We start from the raw sequence: 21,350 nt of genomic DNA, 5'->3' as shown, positions 1-21,350 counted from the left end.
CTTAATCGCCTGTAAACAGCAGGCAGGAAGGTGCGCCCACAGCGATACGCTTACCCGTGTCCTTAAGGTCGCCGCTCTTTGCATCTCTTTCGAACACGACAACCATATCGCTCTGCTGGTTGGCCACGAGCAGGTATTTGCCGGTAGGGTCAAGCGTAAAATTCCTGGGCCCTTTACCCATAGTGCTTACCAGTTTCCTTTTGGTCAGCCGGCCGTCTTCGCCTACCGCAAAGATGGCAATTTTATTTTCAGACCCCCGGTTACTCGCGTACAGAAAGCGCCCGTCGGGAGAAAGGTGAATATCCGCACCGCCGTTCTCACCCAGGAAGTTGTCGCCGTTCATGTTTACTTCCTGCAGAGGCTTCAAAATTCCATTTGCGTAAGACAGTACCGTGATGCCGCCGTCAAGTTCATGTACGAGGTAGGCATAATCGCCTGCGGCATTAAATACAAGGTGGCGCGGGCCTGCGCCCGGCGTAATAGAAAGGCTTTGGTGAGCGGTGAGCACCAGACCTGTATCTACCGGGTTATACTGATAAAGGTATACTTTGTCGGTACCCAGATCATTCACCACCACATATTTACCATCGGGCGTAAACTGCACCATGTGTACGTGGCTGCTTTCCTGCCGTTCCTGGTTAGCGCTGCTGCCTTCATGCTGTATCCGCTGTTTAAGCTTGCCCAGGCTGCCATCGGCTGCAATATCAAATACAGAAATACTGCCGCCAGTATAATTTGCAGTAATCACATGCCTGCCGTCCGAAATCACATAACAAGGATCGGCCCCGTCTGTGCTGAGCTTGTTTAAAAACCTAAGCTGCTGCAGGCTCCTGTTGTACGAGAAAGCACTAGCGGCGCTGGTTTCCCCGGTTTCATTTACAGCATAGACAAACCTGTTATCCCGGCTCAAATTCAGGTAGCTCGGGTTATCAACACCTTTAGCTACGCCCCTTTGCACAGCGTCACCGGTCGCAGGATCGAACTCAAAAATATAGATCCCTTCACTTTTCCCCGTATTGGTGTAGGTACCCGTCAACAGGGTAAAACCTTTCTTCTGACTGTAACCTTGCATAGTCGTGATGATTATCGCAATAAGAACAAGGCCAGTTTTCATTTGGTTTTTATTTTATCAGGTGTTTAATCTGGATCAGTTCATGTTCTTCCAGAAAGCGCCATTTGCCCCTTGGCAGATCTTTCTTTGTCAGGTTTCCATAAACCACACGGTCGAGTTTTACCACATCGTAACCAAGATGTTCAAATATCCGGCGTACAATGCGGTTTTTGCCACTATGTATCTGTATGCCGATTTCCTTTTTCGATGCACCCGTTACATACGATACCGAGTCAGGTTTAATGAAGCCGTCCTCCAGCTCCAGTCCGAACTGAATCTTATTCATATCACCCTGCGAAAGGTTACGGTTTAGTTCTACATGATATATTTTCGTGATACCGTTTTTAGGATGCGAAAGCTTGTCTGCCAGTTCACCATCGTTCGTCATCAGCAAAAGCCCTGTGGTGTTCCGGTCAAGGCGTCCCACCGGGTAAATGCGCTCCCGGCTTGCCTTTTCCACGAGGTGCATCACGGTACGGCGCTCCTGCGGATCGTCGGTGGTGGTAATATAATCTTTAGGTTTGTTGAGCAATACATAAACCTTTTTTTCGCGTTTCAGCAATTCGCCGTTGTACTTTACAACGTCTTTTCTCGGGTCTACCTTAAAGCCAAGCTCTGATACTACGTCGCCATTTACCGAAATGACTCCCGCGGTAATCAGTTCATCGGCCTTGCGGCGCGAGCAAATGCCTGAATTGGCGATGTACCTGTTCAGGCGGATCAACCCATCGTCTTTCGCGGCAACATTTTTCCGGCCCCGGAGGTTAGGTCCGTTGTCTATGCGCTCACCTTTATCATGGCCGCCGTAAGGTTTTCTGAAATCACGGCGTTCTGAGCGCTCAGGGCGATTCTCGCGCGGACCTCTTTCCTGCTTGTCTCTAGAAAATGATCTTGGATTTCCTGATGCCGTTTCCCGTTTCCTGAACGGACGGCTGTCTGCAAACTTAGGGGCTTCTGTTTTTCTGTCTCCGAATTTTCCTGCAGGCTTATCTTCGAACTTTCTGTCTGGCTTACTCTCAAACTTTCTGCCTGCTTTATCTTCAAACTTCCTGCCGGGCTTGTCCTCAAATTTCCGCCCTGGTTTATCTTCAAATCTTCTTGATGAAGGCGCCCTGCCTTCTGTACGTTTTCCCTCTGCTCTTCTTCCTTCAGCACTGCGGCTTCCCGCTTTGGACTTGTCATCCCGACTGTTCCTTTTGTTGTTATTTACCATGGTACGCTTTTATCCGCAAAAACATGCGGGCACAAAGTTACCAAAAAAGCAGCATAACGATGTATTGTTTTTGGATTAGTTCACAGTAAGCAGGAACAGAGGGTTTACATAGCCCGGCGAAAGTGTCTCACCGACTTAGGTTACTTAGGCGATTGGGAGGGGTTTGGTATACCCCATGGGGTCATGCAAAGGTATAGCAAACCTAACTCAAACCTCGTTCAAACCCATCTTTCAACGAACCTTTCCCGGCCCTTTTTACGTATGAAAAGGCGAGTTTTCCCGAACTGTATGCATCCTAAATAAAATCGGCCTTTATGGCGGTTTAAACTGCGTTTTTGGCAGTTAATTCCGTAATTGCTTGGTAATAAGGTTGGTATGCTGTATATTTGCAGGCGTTTTATATTGTTAAACCCTAAAGAAGGAGGAAGATGATAAAAAAACACATCCTAACATGCGCAGTGATTTTGACATTGCTGATCATGGCCCGAGTGTTTGCTTATAACATGCCCCAAGTAGAAGATGGCCTCAAAAAACAAGAAGAAACAACGAGCTTAGATACCATAGGTATAAGTGATTTTTTAGATCCTTCCTATGCCGGCATCACTGGTTTTCCGGTGATGATTGCAAAAACAGCTGCCAAAGTGCGTAAAGCACCATTGTCTACCATGGCAACACTGAGTTTTGCTGATGAAACACTTCCGCTTGGCGATGCAAAGGTTGAGCGCAAGATGAGAAAGATTTTATCAAGTTTCAGCTATAGCAGATTGCAAACCAACAGGCTCCACCGCAAAGCGGCAGAGTGGTTCCCTGTAGTAGAGCCTATTCTGGCCAGCTACGGTATTCCAGAAGATTTCAAGTATGTGCCTTTGGTAGAGTCGGGTCTGCGTGGCGGAGTGTCGCCGAAAGGTGCTGCTGGTTTCTGGCAGTTTATGCCGGCAACGGCACGCAGCTACGGGCTTACGGTAAACTCGAAGGTCGATGAACGGAAGAATCTTCGCAAGTCGACCATTGCAGCTGCAAAATATCTGAGAGAGCTTTACGATATTTTTGAAAGCTGGACGCTTGTTGCCGCTGCTTACAATGTAGGTGACGGACATATGCGGGCACAGATCGACCGTCAGAATCAGGACAATTACTTCAAAATGAAGCTTAACCGGGAAACCGGCGGTTATGTGTACAAGCTTATTTCCATGAAAGAAATTATGGAGGACCCGGTGCGTTACGGATACAAGGCGCCGCGTGCACTCCTGGCATATAATGCCGCTAACGAAACAAATGCTTATAACTAAGCTTGCCAATACTTCTACAAATGGGCGCCGCGCTGATTCATATATCAGCGCGGCTTTTTATTTATGGTCAGAATGGTTATTTTGAGCACGATACTTATGTCTCCTATGGAATTGTTGAAACTGCAGATTAAGGAAATGATTTTTGGCGCCGGAGAGACTTTGCTGCTGCGGTTTGATGTGTTGGATGATGCGGAAGTCACCTACCTGGCCGGACAGTTCCTTACGCTTGTTTTTGACGTGGATGGCCGCGAGCTGAGGCGTTCGTACTCCATATGCAGTGAACCGGGAAGCGGCGAAACCTTGAGTATCGCCATCAAGCGGGTTGAGAACGGCGAGATATCCAGGTTTCTGCATCATAAAACCTCGGTAGGCGATGTACTTACCGCATTGCGTCCCAACGGACAGTTCACGTATGTGCCACGGCCGGAACAGGAAAGGTCTGTCTTTCTGTTTGCCGCCGGGGTAGGTATTACACCGCTATTTGCCATGCTTAAAACAGCCCTGCATCAGGAGAACCGATCTAAGATAAAACTGATCTATAGTACGCGCGGGGTAGACGAAACGCTGTTTTACAAGGAGCTGGAGGCTTTGCAGGCCGAGTATCCGGGCCGGTTTAAGCTGATCTATGTAAACAGTGGCGCCAAGAATCTGCTGATGGCCCGGCTCAACGTGTTTCTGATTGAGAAGGTGGTAAAAGAATACCTGGAGTTCGATCCTGCGGATGCACTGTTTTATACCTGTGGCCCGGCCGACTATATGCTTACCTGTCGCATTACGCTGCTGCAGTTGGGTTTCAAGGTCGAGCAGATCAGACGGGAGACGTTCGTTTTGCCTGAAGATGAGGTGGATGAGGACGACACCACGGAAAAGGTGATCAAGGATACAAACACTTATGGGGTAACCCTGTTGTACCAGGGGCGGGAGCATAAGCTTTCTGTGCCGTACGACAAAACGATATTGACCGTGGCGCTTGAAAATCACATTGATCTGCCCTATAGCTGTCGCGCCGGAATATGCAGCAGTTGCACCGCCACCTGCACCCGCGGCGCTGTGCGTATGGATTATAACGAAGTGCTGACAGACCAGGAGGTTGCCGCCGGCCGGGTGCTGGTTTGTACGGGTCACCCCACGGTTCAGGACACCACCATTGTATGGTAGTTTTAGCTGATAATGATTTACCTTTGCTAACGTTTTAAAAATGATATGAGTAAAAATACGATCGACCTCGGCGAGCAAAAGGATGTTGAAGTTTATGGAGCCAGGGTACACAATCTAAAAGATATAGACGTCTCTTTTCCAAGAAATCAGCTTGTGGTCATTACAGGCCTCAGCGGCAGCGGTAAATCTTCACTTGCTTTTGATACCATTTATGCGGAGGGACAGCGCCGTTACATGGAAACGTTCAGTGCTTATTCGCGGCAGTTTATGGGCGGCATGGAACGGCCGGATGTGGATAAAGTTTCGGGTCTGAGTCCGGTGATTGCCATTGAACAGAAAACGACGAGCAAGAACCCACGTTCTACAGTAGGTACCATTACGGAGATATATGACTTTATGCGTCTGCTGTATGCGAGGACCGCAGACGCGTATTCTTATAATACTGGTGAGAAGATGGAGCGGATGAGTGAGGACCAGATTTTGAACGCTATCCTGAAAAAATTTGACGGACTGGCGGTCAACGTGCTGGCTCCGGTGGTTAAGGGCCGTAAGGGTCATTACCGCGAACTGTTTGAGCAAATCCGCAAGCAGGGCTATTTGAAAGTGCGCGTAGATGGGGATATACAGGATATTGTGCCCAAAATGCAGGTCGACCGCTACAAGATTCATGATATTGAAATTGTGGTAGACCGCCTGCTCATAGACCGCAAGGATCTGAAGCGTCTTCAGGATTCCCTGCAAACGGCGATGCGCCTGGGTAAAGGCATTATCAAGATCAGTGATAAGGAGAACAATGTGGCACATTTCAGTCGCTTTCTGATGTGCCCCACGACGGGTATATCGTACGACGAGCCGCAACCTAACAGCTTTTCGTTTAATTCCCCCTACGGGGCCTGCGAAAACTGCGATGGCCTGGGCTATATTTTTGTGATCGACCGTGATTCGGTAATACCGAATCCTAAATTGAGTATTGTTAACGGCGGACTTGCCCCTTTGGGTGAGTATCGCGATATATGGATGTTCCAGGTCCTGAAGGCACTGGCCAAAAAATACGGTTTCTCGTTGTCGACCCCCCTGGAAAAACTGGGTGAAGAGAACATCAACCTGATTTTGAACGGGGCGCCTGACCTGCTCAATGTATCGGTGGAATACAATAAATGGAATGTTCAGAGTTACCATGTTACGTTCGATGGCATTATTAAGTTGTTGGAAGAACAACAGGAGCGTAAGTCGGAAGGTTCTGCAGATGATCTGGAGGCTTTCAGGAAGTTAAAGACCTGTCCGGTTTGTAATGGCGCCCGACTGAAAAAGGAGAGTCTGCATTTTAAGATAGACGGTAAGAATATTTTCGAGTTATCGGACATGGATATTGCCGGTTTGAGAAGCTGGTTCGAGGGCTTGGAAAGCCGTCTTAGCGAACGGCAGAACACCATTGCCCGCGAGGTGCTCAAGGAGATAAGGGCACGTCTGGGTTTTCTGAGTGATGTAGGGCTTAATTATTTGTCGCTAGACCGTACGGCGCGTACGCTTTCCGGCGGGGAAGCTCAGCGAATCAGGCTGGCCACTCAAATTGGTTCGCAACTGATGAACGTGATGTACATTCTGGATGAACCTAGTATTGGTTTGCACCAGCGCGATAATGAGCGGCTGATTAATGCGCTGAAAAATCTTCGCGATCTGGGCAATACGGTGCTGGTTGTTGAGCATGATAAGGATATGATCCTGGAAGCGGACCATGTGATTGATGTGGGCCCGGCAGCTGGTGTACATGGCGGACGTATTGTGGCGCAGGGCAAACCTGATGATATCCTGCAGTCGGATACGCTCACGGCGGCTTACCTTAACGGCAGAAAAGCGATTGAAGTACCTAAGAAGCGCAGGAAAGGTTCCGGGGCCAAGCTTTCCATCATAAAGGCCAGCGGTCATAATTTAAAGGAGGTGTCGGTCGACTTCCCTCTGGGTAAGTTTATTGCGGTAACGGGCGTTTCGGGGAGTGGTAAGTCGAGCTTGATCACAGAAACCCTTTACCCGATTCTGAATCATCATTTTTTCAGGGCTAAGAAACACCCGCTTCCTTACGAGAAGGTGAACGGTCTGAAAGAGATCGATAAAGTGATTGAGATAGATCAGGCACCGATCGGACGGACGCCAAGGTCTAATCCCTCTACTTATACCGGGGTATTCTCGGATATCCGCAACCTGTTTGTACAATTACCCGAGGCTAAAATAAGAGGCTATAAGCCCGGCCGTTTTTCGTTCAACGTAAAGGGCGGGCGCTGCGAGACTTGTCAGGGCGCCGGAATGAAGGTGATTGAGATGAATTTCCTGCCGGACGTTCAGGTGCCTTGTGAGGAATGCGGCGGAAAGCGGTATAACCGCGAGACACTTGAAGTGCGTTACCGGGGCAAGTCGATCAGCGATGTCCTTGATATGAGTATTGAGGACGCCTGCGACTTTTTCGAGAATATGCCGGTGATCTACCGGAAGATAAAAACCCTGAAAGATGTAGGCCTGGGATATATTACCCTCGGGCAGTCGTCCATTACGCTGTCGGGCGGCGAAGCGCAGCGCGTTAAGCTTGCTACGGAGCTGTCGAAGAAGGATACCGGCCGCACTTTTTATATCCTGGATGAGCCTACTACGGGACTGCATTTTGAGGATATTCATGTGCTTCTGGGAGTGCTGAACGAGTTGGTAGACCGTGGTAATACGGTGCTGGTGATAGAGCATAACCTGGATGTGGTAAAGGTGGCCGATTGGGTGATAGACCTCGGTGAAGAAGGCGGAGCCGGTGGCGGAAGGATCATTTTTGAGGGTACCCCGGAAGGTTTGATCCAGAATCCGATCAGTCTGACCGGCAAGTTCCTGAAAAAAGAGATGGGCTTATCATAGTTGTATGAACAGGTTATTGAACGACTTTTTGCCTGATGCGTCTGCACCCGCAGACATTACCGCGACACCTGGAACGGATATCGCTTCTGCATTTATGATGGTAACGGCCGGCGATGTAAGCAGGCTGCTGCGCCCGCGTGCCGAGTTCAGTCACAAAGGCGATTACGGACATCTGCTGATTGTTGCAGGTGCTCCGCAGACGATGGGTGCGGCATTGCTCACGGCGATGGGCAGCGTGTATGCCGGGGCGGGTCTGACCACGGTGGCTATACCGGAGCAGGGCCTTAATGCGCTGAATGTAACTTTGCCGGAAGCGATGTACGCAGACCGCAAGGACCTGGTTGGTCCGGCGGCTCTTGACACTTACTCCGCCATAGCCCTTGGTCCGGGTTTACAGTTGACCGGCAAAGTGTCGGGTACCGACCTGAACCTCCTGGAATGTGTAATGTCGCAGCAAGTGCCGCTTGTTATAGACGCGGAAGGCCTTAATTATTTATCGGTAAGCCGGCCTGCACTTAACGAGCTGAGGGCGGGCACGGTGCTTACGCCGCATGTAAAGGAATTTGACCGGCTTTTTGGTGTACATGACAACTGGTGGGGCAGGCTGCAGACCGCGATCAAGTATGCAAAAAAACAAAAGGTTGTTGTGGTTTTAAAGAACAGGTATACGTTCATAGTTGAGCAGTCGGGACAGGTCTACATTAATACGAGCGGCGGACCGGCCATGTCGCAGGGTGGTATGGGCGATGTGCTGACAGGTGTGATCGCTGCTCTTGTGGCCCAGGGGTACGCTCCAAATGAGGCTGCCATTACTGGCTGCTATCTTCATGGGATGGCGGGCGGGGAGCTCGCTGAGCAGCATTTTAATGTAACGGCTTCGCAGGTTGCTGCGCAACTGCCAAAATCGCGCTTGCGCTTGCAGATGCTGACCAGTTCATAAAGGCCTGCATGCATAAGCACCCTCAAGTATCGCTAGTTTTAGTCGGCCGGATGGTTTGAGCGCGCACAGAAGCGCGTGTTTTTCAAGTGCCAGTTCAATAGCCTCAAGTTCCATCCTTACGGCAGCGTGCCTGGCAGCCATTCTGCTTACCTCGGTTCTTTCCTGCAGGCTCAACTGACCCAGGACGTAGAGTTCAAGTATCCCGGATTCAATATATGCTGTTGCAGATTCCAATTCAATTAAATTTCTTCCTCAGCGCTTTTATGGCAAGCCTGATGCGTGTTTTGACAGTTCCAAGTGGAAGGTTTAGTTCTTCTGCTGCTTCCACATGTGTATATCCTTTAAAATATACCATATTAAGTACGTTGAAAAGCTCCGGTTTGAGTCCGGTGACCATGTCCTTCAGCCCAAAAACTTCTGCATTGAATACTGTGTTTTGATGGATATCAATAACACCTACGTTATTTTCCAGTTCATGGTTTTTGCCGTTGTTCCGGAAGTCTTTGGAACGAAGCTTATCGATAGACAGGTTGCGGGCGATATTCATCATCCAGGTAAAGAGCCGTCCTTTACTGGCATCGTAGCCGCCGGCCGACTTCCATATCCTGATGAAGGTCTCCTGAAGGAGGTCTTCGGCCAGCTCGGTCTGAGGTACAATTCGGATGATGACGCCCAGCAGTGCTCCCGAATACATATCGTACAAGCACCTAAGCGCATGTGTATCCTGGTTCTTTAGCCTCGCGACCAGCTCTTCCTCTGATAGTGATATCTTGCTGCTTGTTCCCAATATGGACGAATATACATAGCAACAACAGGAATATAAAATATTTGTTTCGTGCCGCTATTCCTTGTCTGCAAAGAGATATATGCGTAGTTTAATAATCGAAAAGATGCTTCTCGGCATGGTAGGAAGAACGTACCAGAGGACCGCTTTCTACATACTTAAGCCCTTTTGCAAGTCCGGCTTCTTTGTATTTGGCAAACTGATCGGGATGAATCCAATCTACTACAGGATGATGACTTCGGGTGGGCTGCAGGTATTGTCCGAGGGTAAGGATATGTACACCATTTGCAACCAGGTCGTCCATAGCTTCCAGGACGTCCTGTTCTGTTTCGCCGAGGCCAAGCATGATGCCTGTTTTTGTACGAAGGCCGAATTCAGATATCCGTTTAAGGCACTCAAGACTACGGTCATATTTAGCCTGTATGCGTACCTGTCTGGTTAGCCGCCTTACTGTTTCCATGTTATGGGAAACAACTTCGGGACGCTCTTCGAGTACCCGGTACAAGTTGTCCCACTGTCCTTTGAAATCAGGTATCAGCGTTTCCAGGGTAGTTTCCGGACTTTCTCTGCGGATGGCTTTCAATGTCTCTGCCCAGATGATCGAACCGCCGTCTTTCAGATCGTCGCGGTCTACCGAAGTAATTACGCAGTGCTTTACGTTCATCAGTTTTACGGAATTGGCCACGCGGTCAGGTTCACCGGTGTCCACAGCAAGCGGACGCCCGGTCGCCACCGCACAAAACGAGCATGAACGTGTGCAAATATTCCCAAGGATCATGAAGGTTGCCGTGCCGGCGCCCCAGCATTCGCCCATATTCGGACAGTTGCCGCTTTCACAAATGGTATGGAGCTTATGCGTGTCTACCAGGCTGCGCACCTGCGCGTATTCTTTGCCTACAGGAAGCTTTACTCTGAGCCAGTCTGGCTTACGTTGTACAGGGTTTGCAGAAACAACCGGAAGTTCGATCATAACGCAAAGTTACGCAATAGGATTCAATTGTTATAAACCAGATATGTTTGCCTCATGTAATGTTAAAACATTTGTTGCACAGCGCTGTTTATATCACACGGCGCACAGGGGCCGGCTGATTATGACTAAACCATTTAATATCAGGATTAAATATGGCACAAACGAGGTTACTCTAACCATATTGCCTGCTGAAGAAGGTTATTATAAGGTGATCTATTATGGTGCAATCCTCGGCGCGGTTTGTTACGATGGGGAGCATTGGGAAGACGTGCCGGCAGAGAAGATTGCTGCGGGGGACCTGCCTTTCTACAGGTCTGAGCTGAACGACGGGAGAATAGACGTTGAGCTGACCGACTATGTGATCGAGCGGATCGGGGAGGAGATCGATCTTTATGTTGACGAAGAATATGTGTAATAGATAAATTATACTAATCTTTGCAGCATATTTTTTAGATATGGCTACTTCAAAGATTACGTATAATGGCGGACTGCGCACTACTTCGGTCCACGAGCGTTCAGGAAATATAATTACTACGGATGCCCCTGTTGATAATAAAGGTAAAGGTGAGGCTTTCTCGCCTACCGATCTGCTCGCTACCTCACTGGGTAACTGTATGCTGACGATTGTCGGTATTGCGGCGAACGAACATGGGTTTGATATAGATGGCACAACCTGCGAGATCACAAAGATTATGGCAGAGGGCCCAAGACGTGTGTCTGAAATTATTGTGGAGTTCCAATTCCCGGACAACAATTACTCCGACAAAGTGAAGACAATCATTGAGCGTTCTGCACATACCTGTCCTGTAGCTTACAGTTTACATCCCGACATTAAGCAGACGGTTACTTTCAATTACTAAGCACTGCCTGTTCGCTCCTTAGCTTCCGATAACTTCTGAAACTTCTTCGGCGGAGATGTCGCTATGTGACGCATCTAATATGCATTCACCATTGTGAATGAGCAGGATCTGTGGTGACTGGTGATGCACGTGAAAAGTTTCAGCGATCAGTGCTGAGAGCTCACGGTAGTTGAGTAAATCTAAAAAGTAAAGCTTTGTGTCCGGTGGAATGCTATCCCAGTCCATTTCAAATCGCCGTTTGGCCATGGCACTGATGGAACACCGTGTGCTGTGCTTAAATATGAGGCTATAACCTTCGTCGTTCTTAATTTCACTGATCTGGGATTGATCAGTTATATCCTTCCACTGCATTTGATACCTCTTTTCTGTTTAATGATTATGCCCTGCGTCTTTTACCTTCCGGGTACGAACTGTATGCCGGACAGATGCGGCTGGAGCATGCTTCTAAAACAGTGATGGCAAAAAACAGGCCAATAAGCATGATTGCGGTTCTTTTCATAAGACTAAGCTAAGGCTTTTAGGAGAATAAACAAAAACTTTGTCTTACAATGATGCAGCCAGTGCTGCCATCTTGAGGGCAGTGATTGCAGCTTCATCACCCTTATTGCCATGTCTGCCGCCGGCACGGTCTGCCGCCTGTTGCTGGTCGTTGGTAGTGAGCACGCCGAATATTACGGGCTTGCTGTGTTTGATGCTGACATTCGTCACGCCCTGCGCAACAGCATCACAAATAAAATCGAAGTGTCTGGTGTCGCCCTGTATTACGCAGCCGAGGCAGATCACCGCGTCAAGATCATTGTGCTTTTGAAGCAGCAGGTCGGCCGCTGAAGACAATTCAAAACTGCCCGGTACAGCAACAGAACGGATATTACTTTCACGAACACCATGCTTGAGCAGGGTGTCCACTGCGCCCTGGTACAGGCTGCCCGTGATTTCGGCATTCCATTCAGCTACAGCAATCGCAAAGCGATAAGCTGAACCGTCCGGCACAGTGGTATGTGAAAAATCGGAAAGGTTTTTTAGTCTTGTAGCCATTGCGGGAGCCGGTATTAGTTTACCTGAGCTTCTGCACGTGCAATGTACGCATCGATGATCGCTGCTTCCTGACTAGCAGGGAAATCAGCTCTGATTTTCTCGTAAGCTTCCTTGGCTTTTTTGAAGTCTTTCTGGTTTTCGTACACCAGGCCAAGTTTCTTCAGAAACAAAGGTGACGTGAATTTATTGCTCGACTTGTCTGCCGCCTTTTTATAATAGGTAGCTGCTTGTTTATAATCTTTAAGTTCGCTGTATGCATCGCCCAGGAGGCCTAAAGCCAGAGGATCTGCAACCGGACTTCCGGTCTCGCTGTATTTGCCAAGAGATTCTACGGCCTTTTTATATTCTCCCTTACGAAGATAAATGCCGCCCAGGTAAAGGTTAGCCAGATTGGCTGATTTAGTGTTTTCGTATTCGTCGGCAATCTGCTCCAGTCCGGGATATCCACCTTGCCCGTTGATCGCTTTGGCAGACAGGGAGTCGACACCGATGTACTGCTCTGCTTTGTACATTTTGGCAGATGCTTCTTCAGCACGGTTTTTCAGATATACGCTCTGGTACCAGATATAAATTCCGATTAGTACAACGATGGCCCCTGCAATAAATAGCAGGCTTTTTGAGTTTTCCTGTACAAAAGATCCTTTATGAACCGGCTGATTTATTTCTTTTTCTGTAGTGGACATGTTATTTAGAAAATAATTAAGGCGCAAAAATACGTTTTTACATTAAAGTATCAATCTATTTTTTAAGTAATTGAGATTTTTAAAGGTAACTTTGGGCCACCGATACTATGTGGCTAAAAAACATCACACTGCTCAACTTCAAGAATTATTCGGACGCAAGCCTCAGTTTTTCGAAAACGGTGAATGCTTTCGTAGGAAACAATGGTGCGGGGAAGACCAATCTGCTTGACGCTATTCATTATTTGTGCCTGTGCAAAGGGTATTTTAATCCGATCGACAGTCAGCAGATCAAGTTGGACGAGGAGCTCTTTTTGATACAGGGTGACTTTGACCGTGAGCAGAAGAATGAGAAGATAACCTGCGGGGTTAAACGTAACCAGAAGAAGCAGTTTAAACGTAATAAAAAAGAGTATGAGAAACTGTCTGATCACATCGGATTGTTTCCGCTGGTGATGATCTCGCCCTATGATACCAGTATTGTAATGGAGGGTAGTGAGGAGCGCAGGCGCTTTATGGATAATGTGATTTCGCAAACGGATGCGAAGTATCTGGACGAACTGATTACTTATAACCGGCAGCTGTTGAACCGGAATGCCTTGCTTAAACAAATTGCGGCAACACGTTCGTACGATCCTGAACTGCTGGAGATATACAATATGCAACTGGTAGCCTCAGGATTAAGCTTACACCAGAAAAGGACGCAGTTTATGGCTCAGTTCGTTCCATTGTTCGATAAATATTACACCTTTCTCACCGGTGGGGCAGAGCGTGTCGGCCTCCTGTACCAAAGTCAGCTCACTGCTGCCGATTTCGGGCAGTTGCTGGCACAATCGCTGGAGAAGGACAAAGTGCTTGAACGCACTACTACGGGCGTTCATAAGGACGATCTGATATTTACCATCGCCGATATGCCGCTTAAAAAGTTTGGATCCCAAGGTCAGCAGAAATCTTTTCTCATTGCGCTTAAGCTTGCGCAATATGCGTATCTTAGGTTACATAAAGGGTTCAAACCGCTGCTACTTCTCGACGATATCTTTGACAAGCTTGACGATAGCCGGATGCACAAGCTCATGGAGATGGTTTCGCAGCAGGATTTCGGACAGATCTTTATTACGGATACGGGGCGTGACCGGGTCCAGGCCCTGTTTAAGACGATCAATGTACCGGTAACACTATTTGAAGTAGACAGGGGGTCAGTGCATCATGCGTAAACCAAACGATATCACACTAAAGGAAGCCATAGGTAAATTGTTGAACGTTTACCGTATTAAAGGGAAGTTTGACGAAACTTCTGTTGTGGCTTTCTGGCCGGAACTAATGGGTAAAGCGGTAGCCAACCGTACTACGCAGATCTATGTGTCGCAGAAAAAGCTATTTGTCAGGCTTGAATCTGCCGTAGTGAAGAATGAACTGCTTATGGTAAGGGCCGGCATCATTCAAAAAATTAATGAACGCGCCGGCACTGAAGTCATCACTGAAATTGTCTTTCTGTAATCGCTAAAATACCTTACTGATCAGCCAGATGATCAGCGCAAGAACCAGCACAACTACAATTACGCCGGTCCAGACGCCGGCCTTGAAAATACCTTCTACCAGGTCGCAGCTCATAAGTGTTGTCGACAGGAAGGCGATGATTGCGAGGGGGTAATACCTTTTAAATGTCATACGCTTTGGATTTTAGTTATCTAACAAAGTTGTACGACAAATGGTTTTAACGTTATTTCCCGTTCACTTTAAGCAGTTCGATGTCGAATACCAGGGTACTGTATGGCGGCATATCAGGGCCTGATCCGCTTTCGCCGTAGGCCAGATGGTATGGAATATAAAAACGGTATTTAGAGCCCGCCGGCATTAACTGCAAACCTTCCGTCCAGCCTTGGATAACACCTGTAAGCGGCAGGGAAAGCGGCTCGTTTCTGTCGTAAGAGCTGTCAAACTGTTTGCCATTTAAAAATGTTCCTTTATAGTGCACGAGTACGGTATCACTAGCTGCAGGCATGGCGCCGTTGCCTTTTGTGAGAACTTCATACTGAAGTCCGCTGCTGGTGACATTTACACCAGGTTTCGTCTTGTTGGCTTCGAGGAAGGCTTTGCCTTCGGCTCTAGTGGCGGCAAACCGGTTCTCATACGCCAGTTTCAAGGTATTGCTGATGACCGTACGCATCTCTTCTTCCTTGAGTAAGGCCGGCTTTCCTGAAAAGGCGTCTTCGAAGCCCCGGAGCAGTAAGGTATAATTGATCTCGGTAAGGTTGCGGTTCTTAAGGTCGGACGCCATTGAGGAACCAAAAGCATAGCTGACCGAGTCGACCCGGCCGCTGAAGATTGGCGCTTTTGTGGTGGCAACCGGTTTCTTAGCTGCGGTTTTTTTTGTCTGCGCCGCAAGCGTGCCCGCGCAAAGCGGCAGAATGAGTATAAGGATTATTTTTTTCATTATCGGATTGGTTTGCATGCAAGCTAATATAAAGAAAGCACCTGCAAGGTGCTTTCTGATATTTTTGCTTGATAAGAAAGGCAGATTAAAAGCGTTCTTCAGCGGTAAAGAAAAAGTCACCCTCGATCTGCGCGTTCTCATCGGAATCGGAACCATGAACAGCGTTAGCGTCGATTGATTTTGCGTATTTTCTGCGAATGGTGCCTTCTGCAGCTTCTGCCGGATTGGTAGACCCGATCAGTTTTCTGAAGTCTTCGATAGCGTTGTCTTTTTCGAGGATCGCAGCAACGATAGGTCCGGACGACATAAAGCTTACAAGGTCATTATAAAACGGACGCTCTTTGTGTACCGCGTAAAATTCGCCAGCAGATTCAGGCGTAAGCCTGGTGTATTTCAACGCGATGATCTTAAAACCTGCCGAGGTAATATCGTTAATAATAGCCCCGATGTGCCCGTTAGCAACGGCATCAGGCTTGATCATGGTGAATGTTCTGTTTGTAGTCATCTTAATAAATCAAAATTTTTTGCAAAAATACGTTTTATACTCCTAATATCAGACGCCAAACAGATATAAAAATCGCTTGTTTATAAAACGAATGTTCAACTTATCATTAAATCATTAGCTTTGTCCTTAATATGATGTTATCTGTATCAGAAATTAAATCGTTGCTGGCTACCCCCCAGAAGATTGTAATTACTACGCACCACAAGCCCGACGGGGACGCTATGGGCTCGTCTCTGGGTCTGTATGCTTATCTGATACAAAAGGGCCATCACGTTAAAGTGATCACGCCAACGGACTATCCTTACTTTTTGCACTGGATGCCGAACAATTCGGAGGTTATCGTATATACCGAGAACCAGGAATTGTCGGCCACGCTCGTGGAGGAGGCCGCTATGATCTTTTGTTTGGATTTCAACAGTTTGAGCAGGATCAACGAACTCGGCGAGCTTGTCAGAGCATCAGGGGCATATAAGCTCATGATAGATCATCACCTCGAGCCTGAGGACTTTGATGATTACCGCCACTGGAACATCAATGCCTGTGCGGCAGCGCAGCTGGTGTATGAGTTTATCGTGGACGAAATGAAGGATGGGGCTTCGATGACCAAGGATATTGCCACCTGTCTTTACACGGGCATAATGACCGATTCAGGATCGTTCAGATTTGAATCGGCTACCTCTTCGGTTTACCGGATTGCCGCCGATCTGATCGATATGGGGGCGGAGCATTGGCGGATCCACCAGCTCGTTTACGATAATGCTACCGAAAACCGGCTTCGTTTCCTGGGTCACTGTATCAGTAATAAGCTGGAAATACTCCGCGAATACAATACCGCGATCATTTCCGTGACGAAAGAAGAATTGAAAGCGTTTGACATCATGACCGGTGATACCGAGGGTATTGTGAATTATGCGCTTTCGATTAATGGTATTAGACTCGCTGCATTTATTATTGAAAGAACTGATAAAGTTAAACTATCTTTGCGCTCCACGGGCGATTTCCCGGCAAACGAGATTTGTAAGAAATACTTTGGAGGAGGTGGTCACAGAAACGCGGCCGGCGGGATTTCGGAGGCAGGACTTGCAGAGACAGTGGAGCAATTTAAATCGATATTAACCGAATATAAAACACAATTATTACAATAGAAAAAACAACCACATGAAGAAAGGTATAGCAATTCTTTTCGCGGCTACGCTTGGTCTGGCTGCATGCAACAATTACAAAGAGGGCAAGGGTGGTCTGATGTATCAGATACATCACGACGGCGGCAAGGCCAAAATCAAGGAGGGTGACGTCGTAAAGCTGAACTTTATCCAGAAAAATGAGCGGGATTCGGTTATGTTCAGTACTTATGACATTGAACAGCCGCAGGTATTCCCGGTAGGTAAAGCGCAGTATGGCGGTGACATGAACGATGTGCTTACGCTTTTCGGTGAGGGTGACAGCGCTACATTTAAGCTTAATCTCGACACCATGACCAAGCACAGCGGTCAGCCAAAGCCACCGGCTGCTGCAAAGGATAAATATTTGATCTTTACCGTTAAAATCGAAAAAGTATTGGCTAAAAATGCAAATGAAGCGGATACTGCATTTCAAAGAAGGGCCCAGGAATTTTTTCAAAAAGATTATATGGCCAGTGTAGAGCGGTTAAAGGGCGCTGAAGCAGGTAAGATCAAGAACTTCATCGAAGAGAATAAACTTAAGCCTCAGACTACTGCTTCAGGTTTACAGTATGTGATCTCAAATCCGGGCAGCGGTCCGAAACCGGCAATTGGTGATACCATTATGCTGAACTATACTGGTAAACTGCTGACTAAAAAAGCTGACGGGAAAGAGAATATTTTTGATACTTCGGTAGAAAAGGTTGCGAAGGATGCGGGTATACACAACGCAATGGCACAATATGCGCCGCGTCCGTTCACTATCGGTAATGCAATTCCTGGATTTGACGAGGGGTATCAGCTGATCGGTAAAGGTGGAAAAATCCTTTTGATCATACCGTCAAAACTGGCATATGGTGAAAGCGGTCAGCCACAAGCACGTATAACACCGTATTCGCCGTTGGCTTTTGAGGTTGAGATCGTGGACATTAAGAAACCATCAGGCTCTCCTGCGGCTGCCAATACGCCGCCAGCACCTGCACAATAATAATTGACTTTCAAAAATGAGTAAACCCTGTATGGCTCCTGCCTTACAGGGTTTTTTTTGTATAACTTTGCTTATGCTTTTAACAGATACCCATACACACATTTACTACGAAAGCGAACCTGGGAAACTTAGGGATATGATGCAAAGGTGCTTTGATCATGACATCAGACGCCTTTTTCTGCCGAACGTGAATGTGGCCTCAATTGCCATGATCGATAAAATGGTGGAAGACTACCCGGAAAACTGCTTTGCCATGGCGGGCTTGCATCCTTGTGATGTAAAGGAAGACTATGAGGAAGTTCTGGATCTTATCTGTGAAAGCATCCCTGATCGCAATATTTGTGCAATAGGAGAGATAGGGATCGATCTGTATTGGGACAAATCTACGCTGGAAGTTCAGCAGCGCGCGTTTTCCGAACAGATAAACTGGGCTAAAGACCTTGACCTGCCCATCGTGATTCACTGCCGGGATGCGTTTAATGAAGTTTTCGAAGTACTCGAGGCGGCAAAGGACGATAAATTGCGCGGAATTATGCATTGTTTCACGGGCGACTTGCGGCAGGCAGAACGTGCCCTGGAACTTGGGTTTGTCCTGGGTATTGGAGGGGTTGTTACCTACAAAAATTCAGGTCTGGCCGAAGTGCTTAAGCAAATCCGACTTTCAGACATTGTGTTAGAAACCGATGCGCCATATCTTGCACCTGTTCCATTCAGGGGTAAGCCGAACGAAAGCAGCTATCTTAAGTATATCGCCGAAAAGATAGCCGATATCCATCAGGTTACGCTCCAGGAGGTTGCTGAACAAACTACGGCCAACTCGGTTGCCATTTTCAAGCGTTAGTTATGACTAAAATACTCATTATATATACAGGAGGGACTATAGGAATGGTCAATGATCCGACTACAGGCTCATTGGTGCCGTTCGATTTTAAGCAGATCAGGCAGAATGTACCGGAACTGGACAGGCTCAATTACGATCTGGATGTCTACTCCTTCGATCCGATTCTGGATTCTTCCAATATGACGCCCGAAATATGGGCCGAAATTGCCACACTGATTAAAAACAAATATGAACTCTTTGACGGCTTTGTTATCCTTCACGGTTCAGATACTATGGCGTTCACCGCCTCTGCCTTAAGTTTTATGCTGGAGAATCTGAGCAAGCCGGTAGTGCTCACGGGATCGCAGTTGCCGATCGGGGAGATCAGGACCGATGCCAAGGAGAACCTGATCACAGCACTCGAAATAGCTGCTACCCGCCGAGATGATCGGCCTATGGTGCCTGAAGTATGTATTTACTTTGACTATCAGCTGTTCCGGGGAAACCGGGCGATTAAATATAATTCAGAAAAGTTTGAAGCGTTTCGGTCGCCAAACTATCCTATTCTTGCAGAAGCGGGCGTTACGCTATCTTTTTTCAGCAATTATATTCTGCCGCAACCGGACCGGGAGCTCGTTGTTCATCTGAATTACAATCCCAATATCGGTGTGCTTAAATTGTACCCCGGCATTTCCGAACTGGCCGTACGTGCCGTGACTGCATCGCCGGTTGATGCCATTGTACTGGAAACTTTTGGCTCAGGTAATACTACGACAGCTGGCTGGTTTATTGACTGCCTGAAGGAAGCGATAGGAAATGGCAAACTTATCGTGGATATTACGCAATGCCAGCGTGGCTCTGTTGAACTGGGTATGTATGAAACGAGCAAAAGGCTTGAGCAGATGGGTGTAGTAAGCGGATACGATATGACGTTTGAGGCAACAATTACCAAATTGATGTATCTGATGGGTCAAGGTCTGCAGCATCAGGAAATTGTACGCCTGATGGAAGACTCCCTGCGTGGTGAGCTGACCAACTAGTGTAAATTTACCGGGCGTTTACCTTCTGAAGTATATTAATGTTTAATTTTGTTTATGATCATAGAGCAAATATATACCGGCTGTTTGGCTGAGGCGGCCTATTACATTGAACATAATGGTGAGGCGGCTATTGTTGACCCTCTCCGTGAGGTGGGACCGTATCTGAAAAGAGCGGAAAAGTCCGGATCAACGATCAAGTATATCTTTGAAACACATTTCCATGCGGATTTTGTGTCGGGTCACCTGGATCTGGCGGAGAAGTCGGGAGCATTGATCGTGTATGGTCCGACAGCGAATACGGATTTCAAATCGCATATAGCGCATGACGGTGAACAGTTCCAGATAGGGGGACTTACACTAACTGCGCTGCACACACCCGGACATACGCCTGAGTCGACCAGTTATCTGTTAAATGATGAGAAGGGCGAGCCGTATTGCATATTTACCGGAGACACGCTCTTTATCGGCGACGTGGGCCGGCCTGATCTGGCACAGCAGGGTACACTAACGATGGAAGACATGGCTGGTACCCTATATGACTCACTGCAGCAGAAAATTCTAACACTGCCTGACCATGTACTTATATATCCGGCACATGGAGCGGGCTCGGCCTGTGGCAAAAACATGAGTAAGGAAACTTTTGATACGCTTGGTAATCAGCGCCGGCTGAACTACGCTTTAAGGGCGGCAAGTAAAGAACAGTTTGTGGCCGAGGTTACTTCGGGCTTGCTTCCTCCGCCTCAATATTTTGCAAAGAACGCGGCTATGAACCGGATGGGCTATGAAAGTATAGATAACGTGTATGAGAAAGGACTGAATCCGCTTACTCCTGAGGAATTCGAAGTGGTCGCAGCTCAAACCGGCGCGCTTATTCTGGACACCAGGGATCCGCAGGTATTTGCAAAAGGCTTCATTCCGTCTTCAATAAATATTGGTTTGAACGGACAGTTTGCTCCTTGGGTGGGGGCGCTGGTAAGCGACTTAAAGCAGCCATTGCTGCTGGTGACGGATCAAGGGAAGGAAGAGGAGGCCATCACAAGGCTGTCGAGGGTGGGCTATGACAGTACGGTGGGTTATTTGAACGGAGGATTCGCTGCCTGGGCGGCGGCAGGAAAGCAAACGGAGCGCATCGTTTCGGTAAGTGCTGACGAGTTTGAAGCTGTCGCAAATGCCGATCCGGGTCTCCATGTGCTCGACGTCAGAAAGCCAGGGGAATACGAAGCAGAACATCTGGAAAGCTCACTTGCCAGACCGCTTGATTATATTAATGAGTGGACAGGTCAGCTTGATCCAAAGGATACTTATTACATTCACTGTGCTGGAGGGTATCGTTCCATGATCGCGGCCTCAATTCTGAAGGCCCGCGGCTATGATAAGGTTATTGATGTGGCTGGTGGTTATGGTGCGCTAAAAAAGACAGGTTTAAAGCGTACGGATTTCGCATGTCCGTCTAAAGCCATGCATGCCTGAT

The 21,350-nt window shown here is 47.8% G+C and carries 25 protein-coding genes; 13 read left to right on the top strand and 12 right to left on the bottom strand.

Annotated elements, in window-relative coordinates:
- Position 1: 1 nt before the first annotated feature.
- Together J3P40_RS00560 and J3P40_RS00555 are read right to left on the bottom strand one after the other, a co-directional pair.
- Positions 2-1,114, bottom strand: a complete 1,113-nt coding sequence (locus J3P40_RS00560) for a lactonase family protein (protein ID WP_256001904.1) — start codon at positions 1,112-1,114, stop codon at positions 2-4.
- Between the two features lie 7 nt (positions 1,115-1,121).
- The gene (locus J3P40_RS00555) at positions 1,122-2,324 is read right to left on the bottom strand and encodes a pseudouridine synthase (protein ID WP_256001903.1); all 1,203 of its coding nucleotides are present in this window, start codon (positions 2,322-2,324) and stop codon (positions 1,122-1,124) included.
- Between the two features lie 503 nt (positions 2,325-2,827).
- On the opposite strand from J3P40_RS00555, the gene J3P40_RS00550 reads away from it, so the two are divergent.
- The 4 genes from J3P40_RS00550 (at position 2,828) to J3P40_RS00535 (ending at position 8,603) form a co-directional block, all read left to right on the top strand.
- Entirely contained in the window at positions 2,828-3,613 is a 786-nt protein-coding gene (locus J3P40_RS00550; RefSeq protein WP_256001902.1) for a lytic transglycosylase domain-containing protein, read from the top strand.
- 105 nt (positions 3,614-3,718) lie between these two features.
- Positions 3,719-4,771: a 2Fe-2S iron-sulfur cluster-binding protein gene (locus J3P40_RS00545; protein WP_256001901.1), complete on the top strand. Its 1,053-nt coding sequence runs from the start codon at positions 3,719-3,721 to the stop codon at positions 4,769-4,771.
- Positions 4,772-4,816: 45 nt separating this feature from the next.
- A complete protein-coding gene (gene uvrA, locus J3P40_RS00540; RefSeq protein ID WP_256001900.1) occupies positions 4,817-7,663 on the top strand; it encodes an excinuclease ABC subunit UvrA in 2,847 nt (948 codons plus the stop codon).
- 4 nt (positions 7,664-7,667) lie between these two features.
- Positions 7,668-8,603 carry an NAD(P)H-hydrate dehydratase gene (locus J3P40_RS00535; RefSeq protein WP_256001899.1) on the top strand — a complete coding sequence of 312 codons (936 nt, stop codon included), beginning with the start codon at positions 7,668-7,670 and terminating at the stop codon, positions 8,601-8,603.
- Here J3P40_RS00535 and J3P40_RS00530 read toward each other — a convergent pair.
- The 3 genes from J3P40_RS00530 to lipA form a co-directional block, all read right to left on the bottom strand.
- Positions 8,598-8,837: a hypothetical protein gene (locus J3P40_RS00530; RefSeq protein ID WP_256001898.1), complete on the bottom strand. Its 240-nt coding sequence runs from the start codon at positions 8,835-8,837 to the stop codon at positions 8,598-8,600. The genes J3P40_RS00535 and J3P40_RS00530 overlap by 6 nt on opposite strands.
- 1 nt (position 8,838) lies before the next feature.
- A complete protein-coding gene (locus tag J3P40_RS00525) occupies positions 8,839-9,390 on the bottom strand; it encodes an RNA polymerase sigma factor (RefSeq protein WP_256001897.1) in 552 nt (183 codons plus the stop codon).
- Positions 9,391-9,478: 88 nt separating this feature from the next.
- The gene (gene lipA / locus J3P40_RS00520; RefSeq protein ID WP_256001896.1) at positions 9,479-10,357 is read right to left on the bottom strand and encodes a lipoyl synthase; all 879 of its coding nucleotides are present in this window, start codon (positions 10,355-10,357) and stop codon (positions 9,479-9,481) included.
- 121 nt (positions 10,358-10,478) lie between these two features.
- On the opposite strand from lipA, the gene J3P40_RS00515 reads away from it, so the two are divergent.
- Positions 10,479-10,772 carry a hypothetical protein gene (locus J3P40_RS00515; RefSeq protein WP_256001895.1) on the top strand — a complete coding sequence of 98 codons (294 nt, stop codon included), beginning with the start codon at positions 10,479-10,481 and terminating at the stop codon, positions 10,770-10,772.
- Positions 10,773-10,812: 40 nt separating this feature from the next.
- Positions 10,813-11,217 carry an OsmC family protein gene (locus J3P40_RS00510; RefSeq protein WP_256001894.1) on the top strand — a complete coding sequence of 135 codons (405 nt, stop codon included), beginning with the start codon at positions 10,813-10,815 and terminating at the stop codon, positions 11,215-11,217.
- Positions 11,218-11,235: 18 nt separating this feature from the next.
- On the opposite strand, the gene ytxJ is transcribed toward J3P40_RS00510, so the two are convergent.
- The 4 genes from ytxJ to J3P40_RS00490 are packed head-to-tail and all read right to left on the bottom strand — an operon-like array spanning position 11,236 to position 12,935.
- Positions 11,236-11,568: a bacillithiol system redox-active protein YtxJ gene (gene ytxJ / locus J3P40_RS00505; RefSeq protein ID WP_256001893.1), complete on the bottom strand. Its 333-nt coding sequence runs from the start codon at positions 11,566-11,568 to the stop codon at positions 11,236-11,238.
- A gap of 25 nt (positions 11,569-11,593) precedes the next feature.
- Positions 11,594-11,716 carry a hypothetical protein gene (locus J3P40_RS00500; RefSeq protein ID WP_256001892.1) on the bottom strand — a complete coding sequence of 41 codons (123 nt, stop codon included), beginning with the start codon at positions 11,714-11,716 and terminating at the stop codon, positions 11,594-11,596.
- A gap of 44 nt (positions 11,717-11,760) precedes the next feature.
- Positions 11,761-12,252 (bottom strand): 6,7-dimethyl-8-ribityllumazine synthase, encoded by a 492-nt coding sequence (gene ribH, locus J3P40_RS00495; RefSeq protein ID WP_256001891.1) that lies wholly within the window; start codon positions 12,250-12,252, stop codon positions 11,761-11,763.
- A gap of 14 nt (positions 12,253-12,266) precedes the next feature.
- Positions 12,267-12,935, bottom strand: coding sequence for a tetratricopeptide repeat protein (locus J3P40_RS00490; RefSeq protein ID WP_256001890.1), 669 nt, complete (start codon positions 12,933-12,935; stop codon positions 12,267-12,269).
- 107 nt (positions 12,936-13,042) lie between these two features.
- Between J3P40_RS00490 and recF the strand changes: the two genes are divergently transcribed.
- Positions 13,043-14,146, top strand: a complete 1,104-nt coding sequence (gene recF / locus J3P40_RS00485; RefSeq protein ID WP_256001889.1) for a DNA replication/repair protein RecF — start codon at positions 13,043-13,045, stop codon at positions 14,144-14,146.
- Positions 14,139-14,429 (top strand): DciA family protein, encoded by a 291-nt coding sequence (locus J3P40_RS00480; RefSeq protein ID WP_256001888.1) that lies wholly within the window; start codon positions 14,139-14,141, stop codon positions 14,427-14,429. Before recF ends, J3P40_RS00480 begins: the two co-directional genes overlap by 8 nt.
- A gap of 3 nt (positions 14,430-14,432) precedes the next feature.
- On the opposite strand, the gene J3P40_RS00475 is transcribed toward J3P40_RS00480, so the two are convergent.
- The 3 genes from J3P40_RS00475 to J3P40_RS00465 form a co-directional block, all read right to left on the bottom strand.
- Positions 14,433-14,600 carry a hypothetical protein gene (locus J3P40_RS00475; RefSeq protein ID WP_256001887.1) on the bottom strand — a complete coding sequence of 56 codons (168 nt, stop codon included), beginning with the start codon at positions 14,598-14,600 and terminating at the stop codon, positions 14,433-14,435.
- 52 nt (positions 14,601-14,652) lie between these two features.
- Complete coding sequence (bamJ, locus tag J3P40_RS00470; RefSeq protein WP_256001886.1) at positions 14,653-15,366, bottom strand: BamJ family beta-barrel-assembly machinery protein; 714 nt, start codon at positions 15,364-15,366, stop codon at positions 14,653-14,655.
- Positions 15,367-15,451: 85 nt separating this feature from the next.
- The gene (locus tag J3P40_RS00465; RefSeq protein WP_256001885.1) at positions 15,452-15,871 is read right to left on the bottom strand and encodes a nucleoside-diphosphate kinase; all 420 of its coding nucleotides are present in this window, start codon (positions 15,869-15,871) and stop codon (positions 15,452-15,454) included.
- 134 nt (positions 15,872-16,005) lie between these two features.
- On the opposite strand from J3P40_RS00465, the gene J3P40_RS00460 reads away from it, so the two are divergent.
- The 5 genes from J3P40_RS00460 to J3P40_RS00440 all read left to right on the top strand — a co-directional run bounded on the left by J3P40_RS00460 (position 16,006) and on the right by J3P40_RS00440 (position 21,349).
- Entirely contained in the window at positions 16,006-17,016 is a 1,011-nt protein-coding gene (locus J3P40_RS00460) for a DHH family phosphoesterase (RefSeq protein WP_256007038.1), read from the top strand.
- Between the two features lie 13 nt (positions 17,017-17,029).
- The gene (locus J3P40_RS00455) at positions 17,030-18,019 is read left to right on the top strand and encodes an FKBP-type peptidyl-prolyl cis-trans isomerase (RefSeq protein WP_256001884.1); all 990 of its coding nucleotides are present in this window, start codon (positions 17,030-17,032) and stop codon (positions 18,017-18,019) included.
- 73 nt (positions 18,020-18,092) lie between these two features.
- Positions 18,093-18,860, top strand: coding sequence for a TatD family hydrolase (locus J3P40_RS00450; RefSeq protein ID WP_256001883.1), 768 nt, complete (start codon positions 18,093-18,095; stop codon positions 18,858-18,860).
- 2 nt (positions 18,861-18,862) lie between these two features.
- Positions 18,863-19,879, top strand: coding sequence for an asparaginase (locus tag J3P40_RS00445; protein WP_256001882.1), 1,017 nt, complete (start codon positions 18,863-18,865; stop codon positions 19,877-19,879).
- A gap of 54 nt (positions 19,880-19,933) precedes the next feature.
- Positions 19,934-21,349 (top strand): MBL fold metallo-hydrolase, encoded by a 1,416-nt coding sequence (locus tag J3P40_RS00440; protein ID WP_256001881.1) that lies wholly within the window; start codon positions 19,934-19,936, stop codon positions 21,347-21,349.
- Position 21,350: the final 1 nt, after the last annotated feature.

It is taken from the genome of Pedobacter deserti, assembly GCF_024436415.1.
GTDB lineage: Bacteria > Bacteroidota > Bacteroidia > Sphingobacteriales > Sphingobacteriaceae > Pedobacter > Pedobacter faecalis.
This window is presented reverse-complemented; position numbering and strand designations above follow the sequence as displayed.

What these genes read in the sequence shown, in the direction of transcription:
- ytxJ (WP_256001893.1), bottom strand. Translation starts at nt 11,568, where the DNA reads ATGCAGTGGAAGGATATAACTGATCAATCCCAGATCAGTGAAATTAAG.
- uvrA (WP_256001900.1), top strand. Translation starts at nt 4,817, where the DNA reads ATGAGTAAAAATACGATCGACCTCGGCGAGCAAAAGGATGTTGAAGTT.
- J3P40_RS00450 (WP_256001883.1), top strand. Translation starts at nt 18,093, where the DNA reads ATGCTTTTAACAGATACCCATACACACATTTACTACGAAAGCGAACCT.
- J3P40_RS00480 (WP_256001888.1), top strand. Translation starts at nt 14,139, where the DNA reads ATGCGTAAACCAAACGATATCACACTAAAGGAAGCCATAGGTAAATTG.
- J3P40_RS00475 (WP_256001887.1), bottom strand. Translation starts at nt 14,600, where the DNA reads ATGACATTTAAAAGGTATTACCCCCTCGCAATCATCGCCTTCCTGTCG.
- J3P40_RS00560 (WP_256001904.1), bottom strand. Translation starts at nt 1,114, where the DNA reads ATGAAAACTGGCCTTGTTCTTATTGCGATAATCATCACGACTATGCAA.
- J3P40_RS00440 (WP_256001881.1), top strand. Translation starts at nt 19,934, where the DNA reads ATGATCATAGAGCAAATATATACCGGCTGTTTGGCTGAGGCGGCCTAT.
- recF (WP_256001889.1), top strand. Translation starts at nt 13,043, where the DNA reads ATGTGGCTAAAAAACATCACACTGCTCAACTTCAAGAATTATTCGGAC.
- J3P40_RS00500 (WP_256001892.1), bottom strand. Translation starts at nt 11,716, where the DNA reads ATGAAAAGAACCGCAATCATGCTTATTGGCCTGTTTTTTGCCATCACT.
- J3P40_RS00550 (WP_256001902.1), top strand. Translation starts at nt 2,828, where the DNA reads ATGCCCCAAGTAGAAGATGGCCTCAAAAAACAAGAAGAAACAACGAGC.
- J3P40_RS00515 (WP_256001895.1), top strand. Translation starts at nt 10,479, where the DNA reads ATGACTAAACCATTTAATATCAGGATTAAATATGGCACAAACGAGGTT.
- J3P40_RS00490 (WP_256001890.1), bottom strand. Translation starts at nt 12,935, where the DNA reads ATGTCCACTACAGAAAAAGAAATAAATCAGCCGGTTCATAAAGGATCT.
- J3P40_RS00535 (WP_256001899.1), top strand. Translation starts at nt 7,668, where the DNA reads ATGAACAGGTTATTGAACGACTTTTTGCCTGATGCGTCTGCACCCGCA.
- J3P40_RS00510 (WP_256001894.1), top strand. Translation starts at nt 10,813, where the DNA reads ATGGCTACTTCAAAGATTACGTATAATGGCGGACTGCGCACTACTTCG.
- J3P40_RS00445 (WP_256001882.1), top strand. Translation starts at nt 18,863, where the DNA reads ATGACTAAAATACTCATTATATATACAGGAGGGACTATAGGAATGGTC.
- ribH (WP_256001891.1), bottom strand. Translation starts at nt 12,252, where the DNA reads ATGGCTACAAGACTAAAAAACCTTTCCGATTTTTCACATACCACTGTG.
- J3P40_RS00460 (WP_256007038.1), top strand. Translation starts at nt 16,006, where the DNA reads ATGTTATCTGTATCAGAAATTAAATCGTTGCTGGCTACCCCCCAGAAG.
- J3P40_RS00555 (WP_256001903.1), bottom strand. Translation starts at nt 2,324, where the DNA reads ATGGTAAATAACAACAAAAGGAACAGTCGGGATGACAAGTCCAAAGCG.
- lipA (WP_256001896.1), bottom strand. Translation starts at nt 10,357, where the DNA reads ATGATCGAACTTCCGGTTGTTTCTGCAAACCCTGTACAACGTAAGCCA.
- J3P40_RS00455 (WP_256001884.1), top strand. Translation starts at nt 17,030, where the DNA reads ATGAAGAAAGGTATAGCAATTCTTTTCGCGGCTACGCTTGGTCTGGCT.
- bamJ (WP_256001886.1), bottom strand. Translation starts at nt 15,366, where the DNA reads ATGAAAAAAATAATCCTTATACTCATTCTGCCGCTTTGCGCGGGCACG.
- J3P40_RS00465 (WP_256001885.1), bottom strand. Translation starts at nt 15,871, where the DNA reads ATGACTACAAACAGAACATTCACCATGATCAAGCCTGATGCCGTTGCT.
- J3P40_RS00545 (WP_256001901.1), top strand. Translation starts at nt 3,719, where the DNA reads ATGGAATTGTTGAAACTGCAGATTAAGGAAATGATTTTTGGCGCCGGA.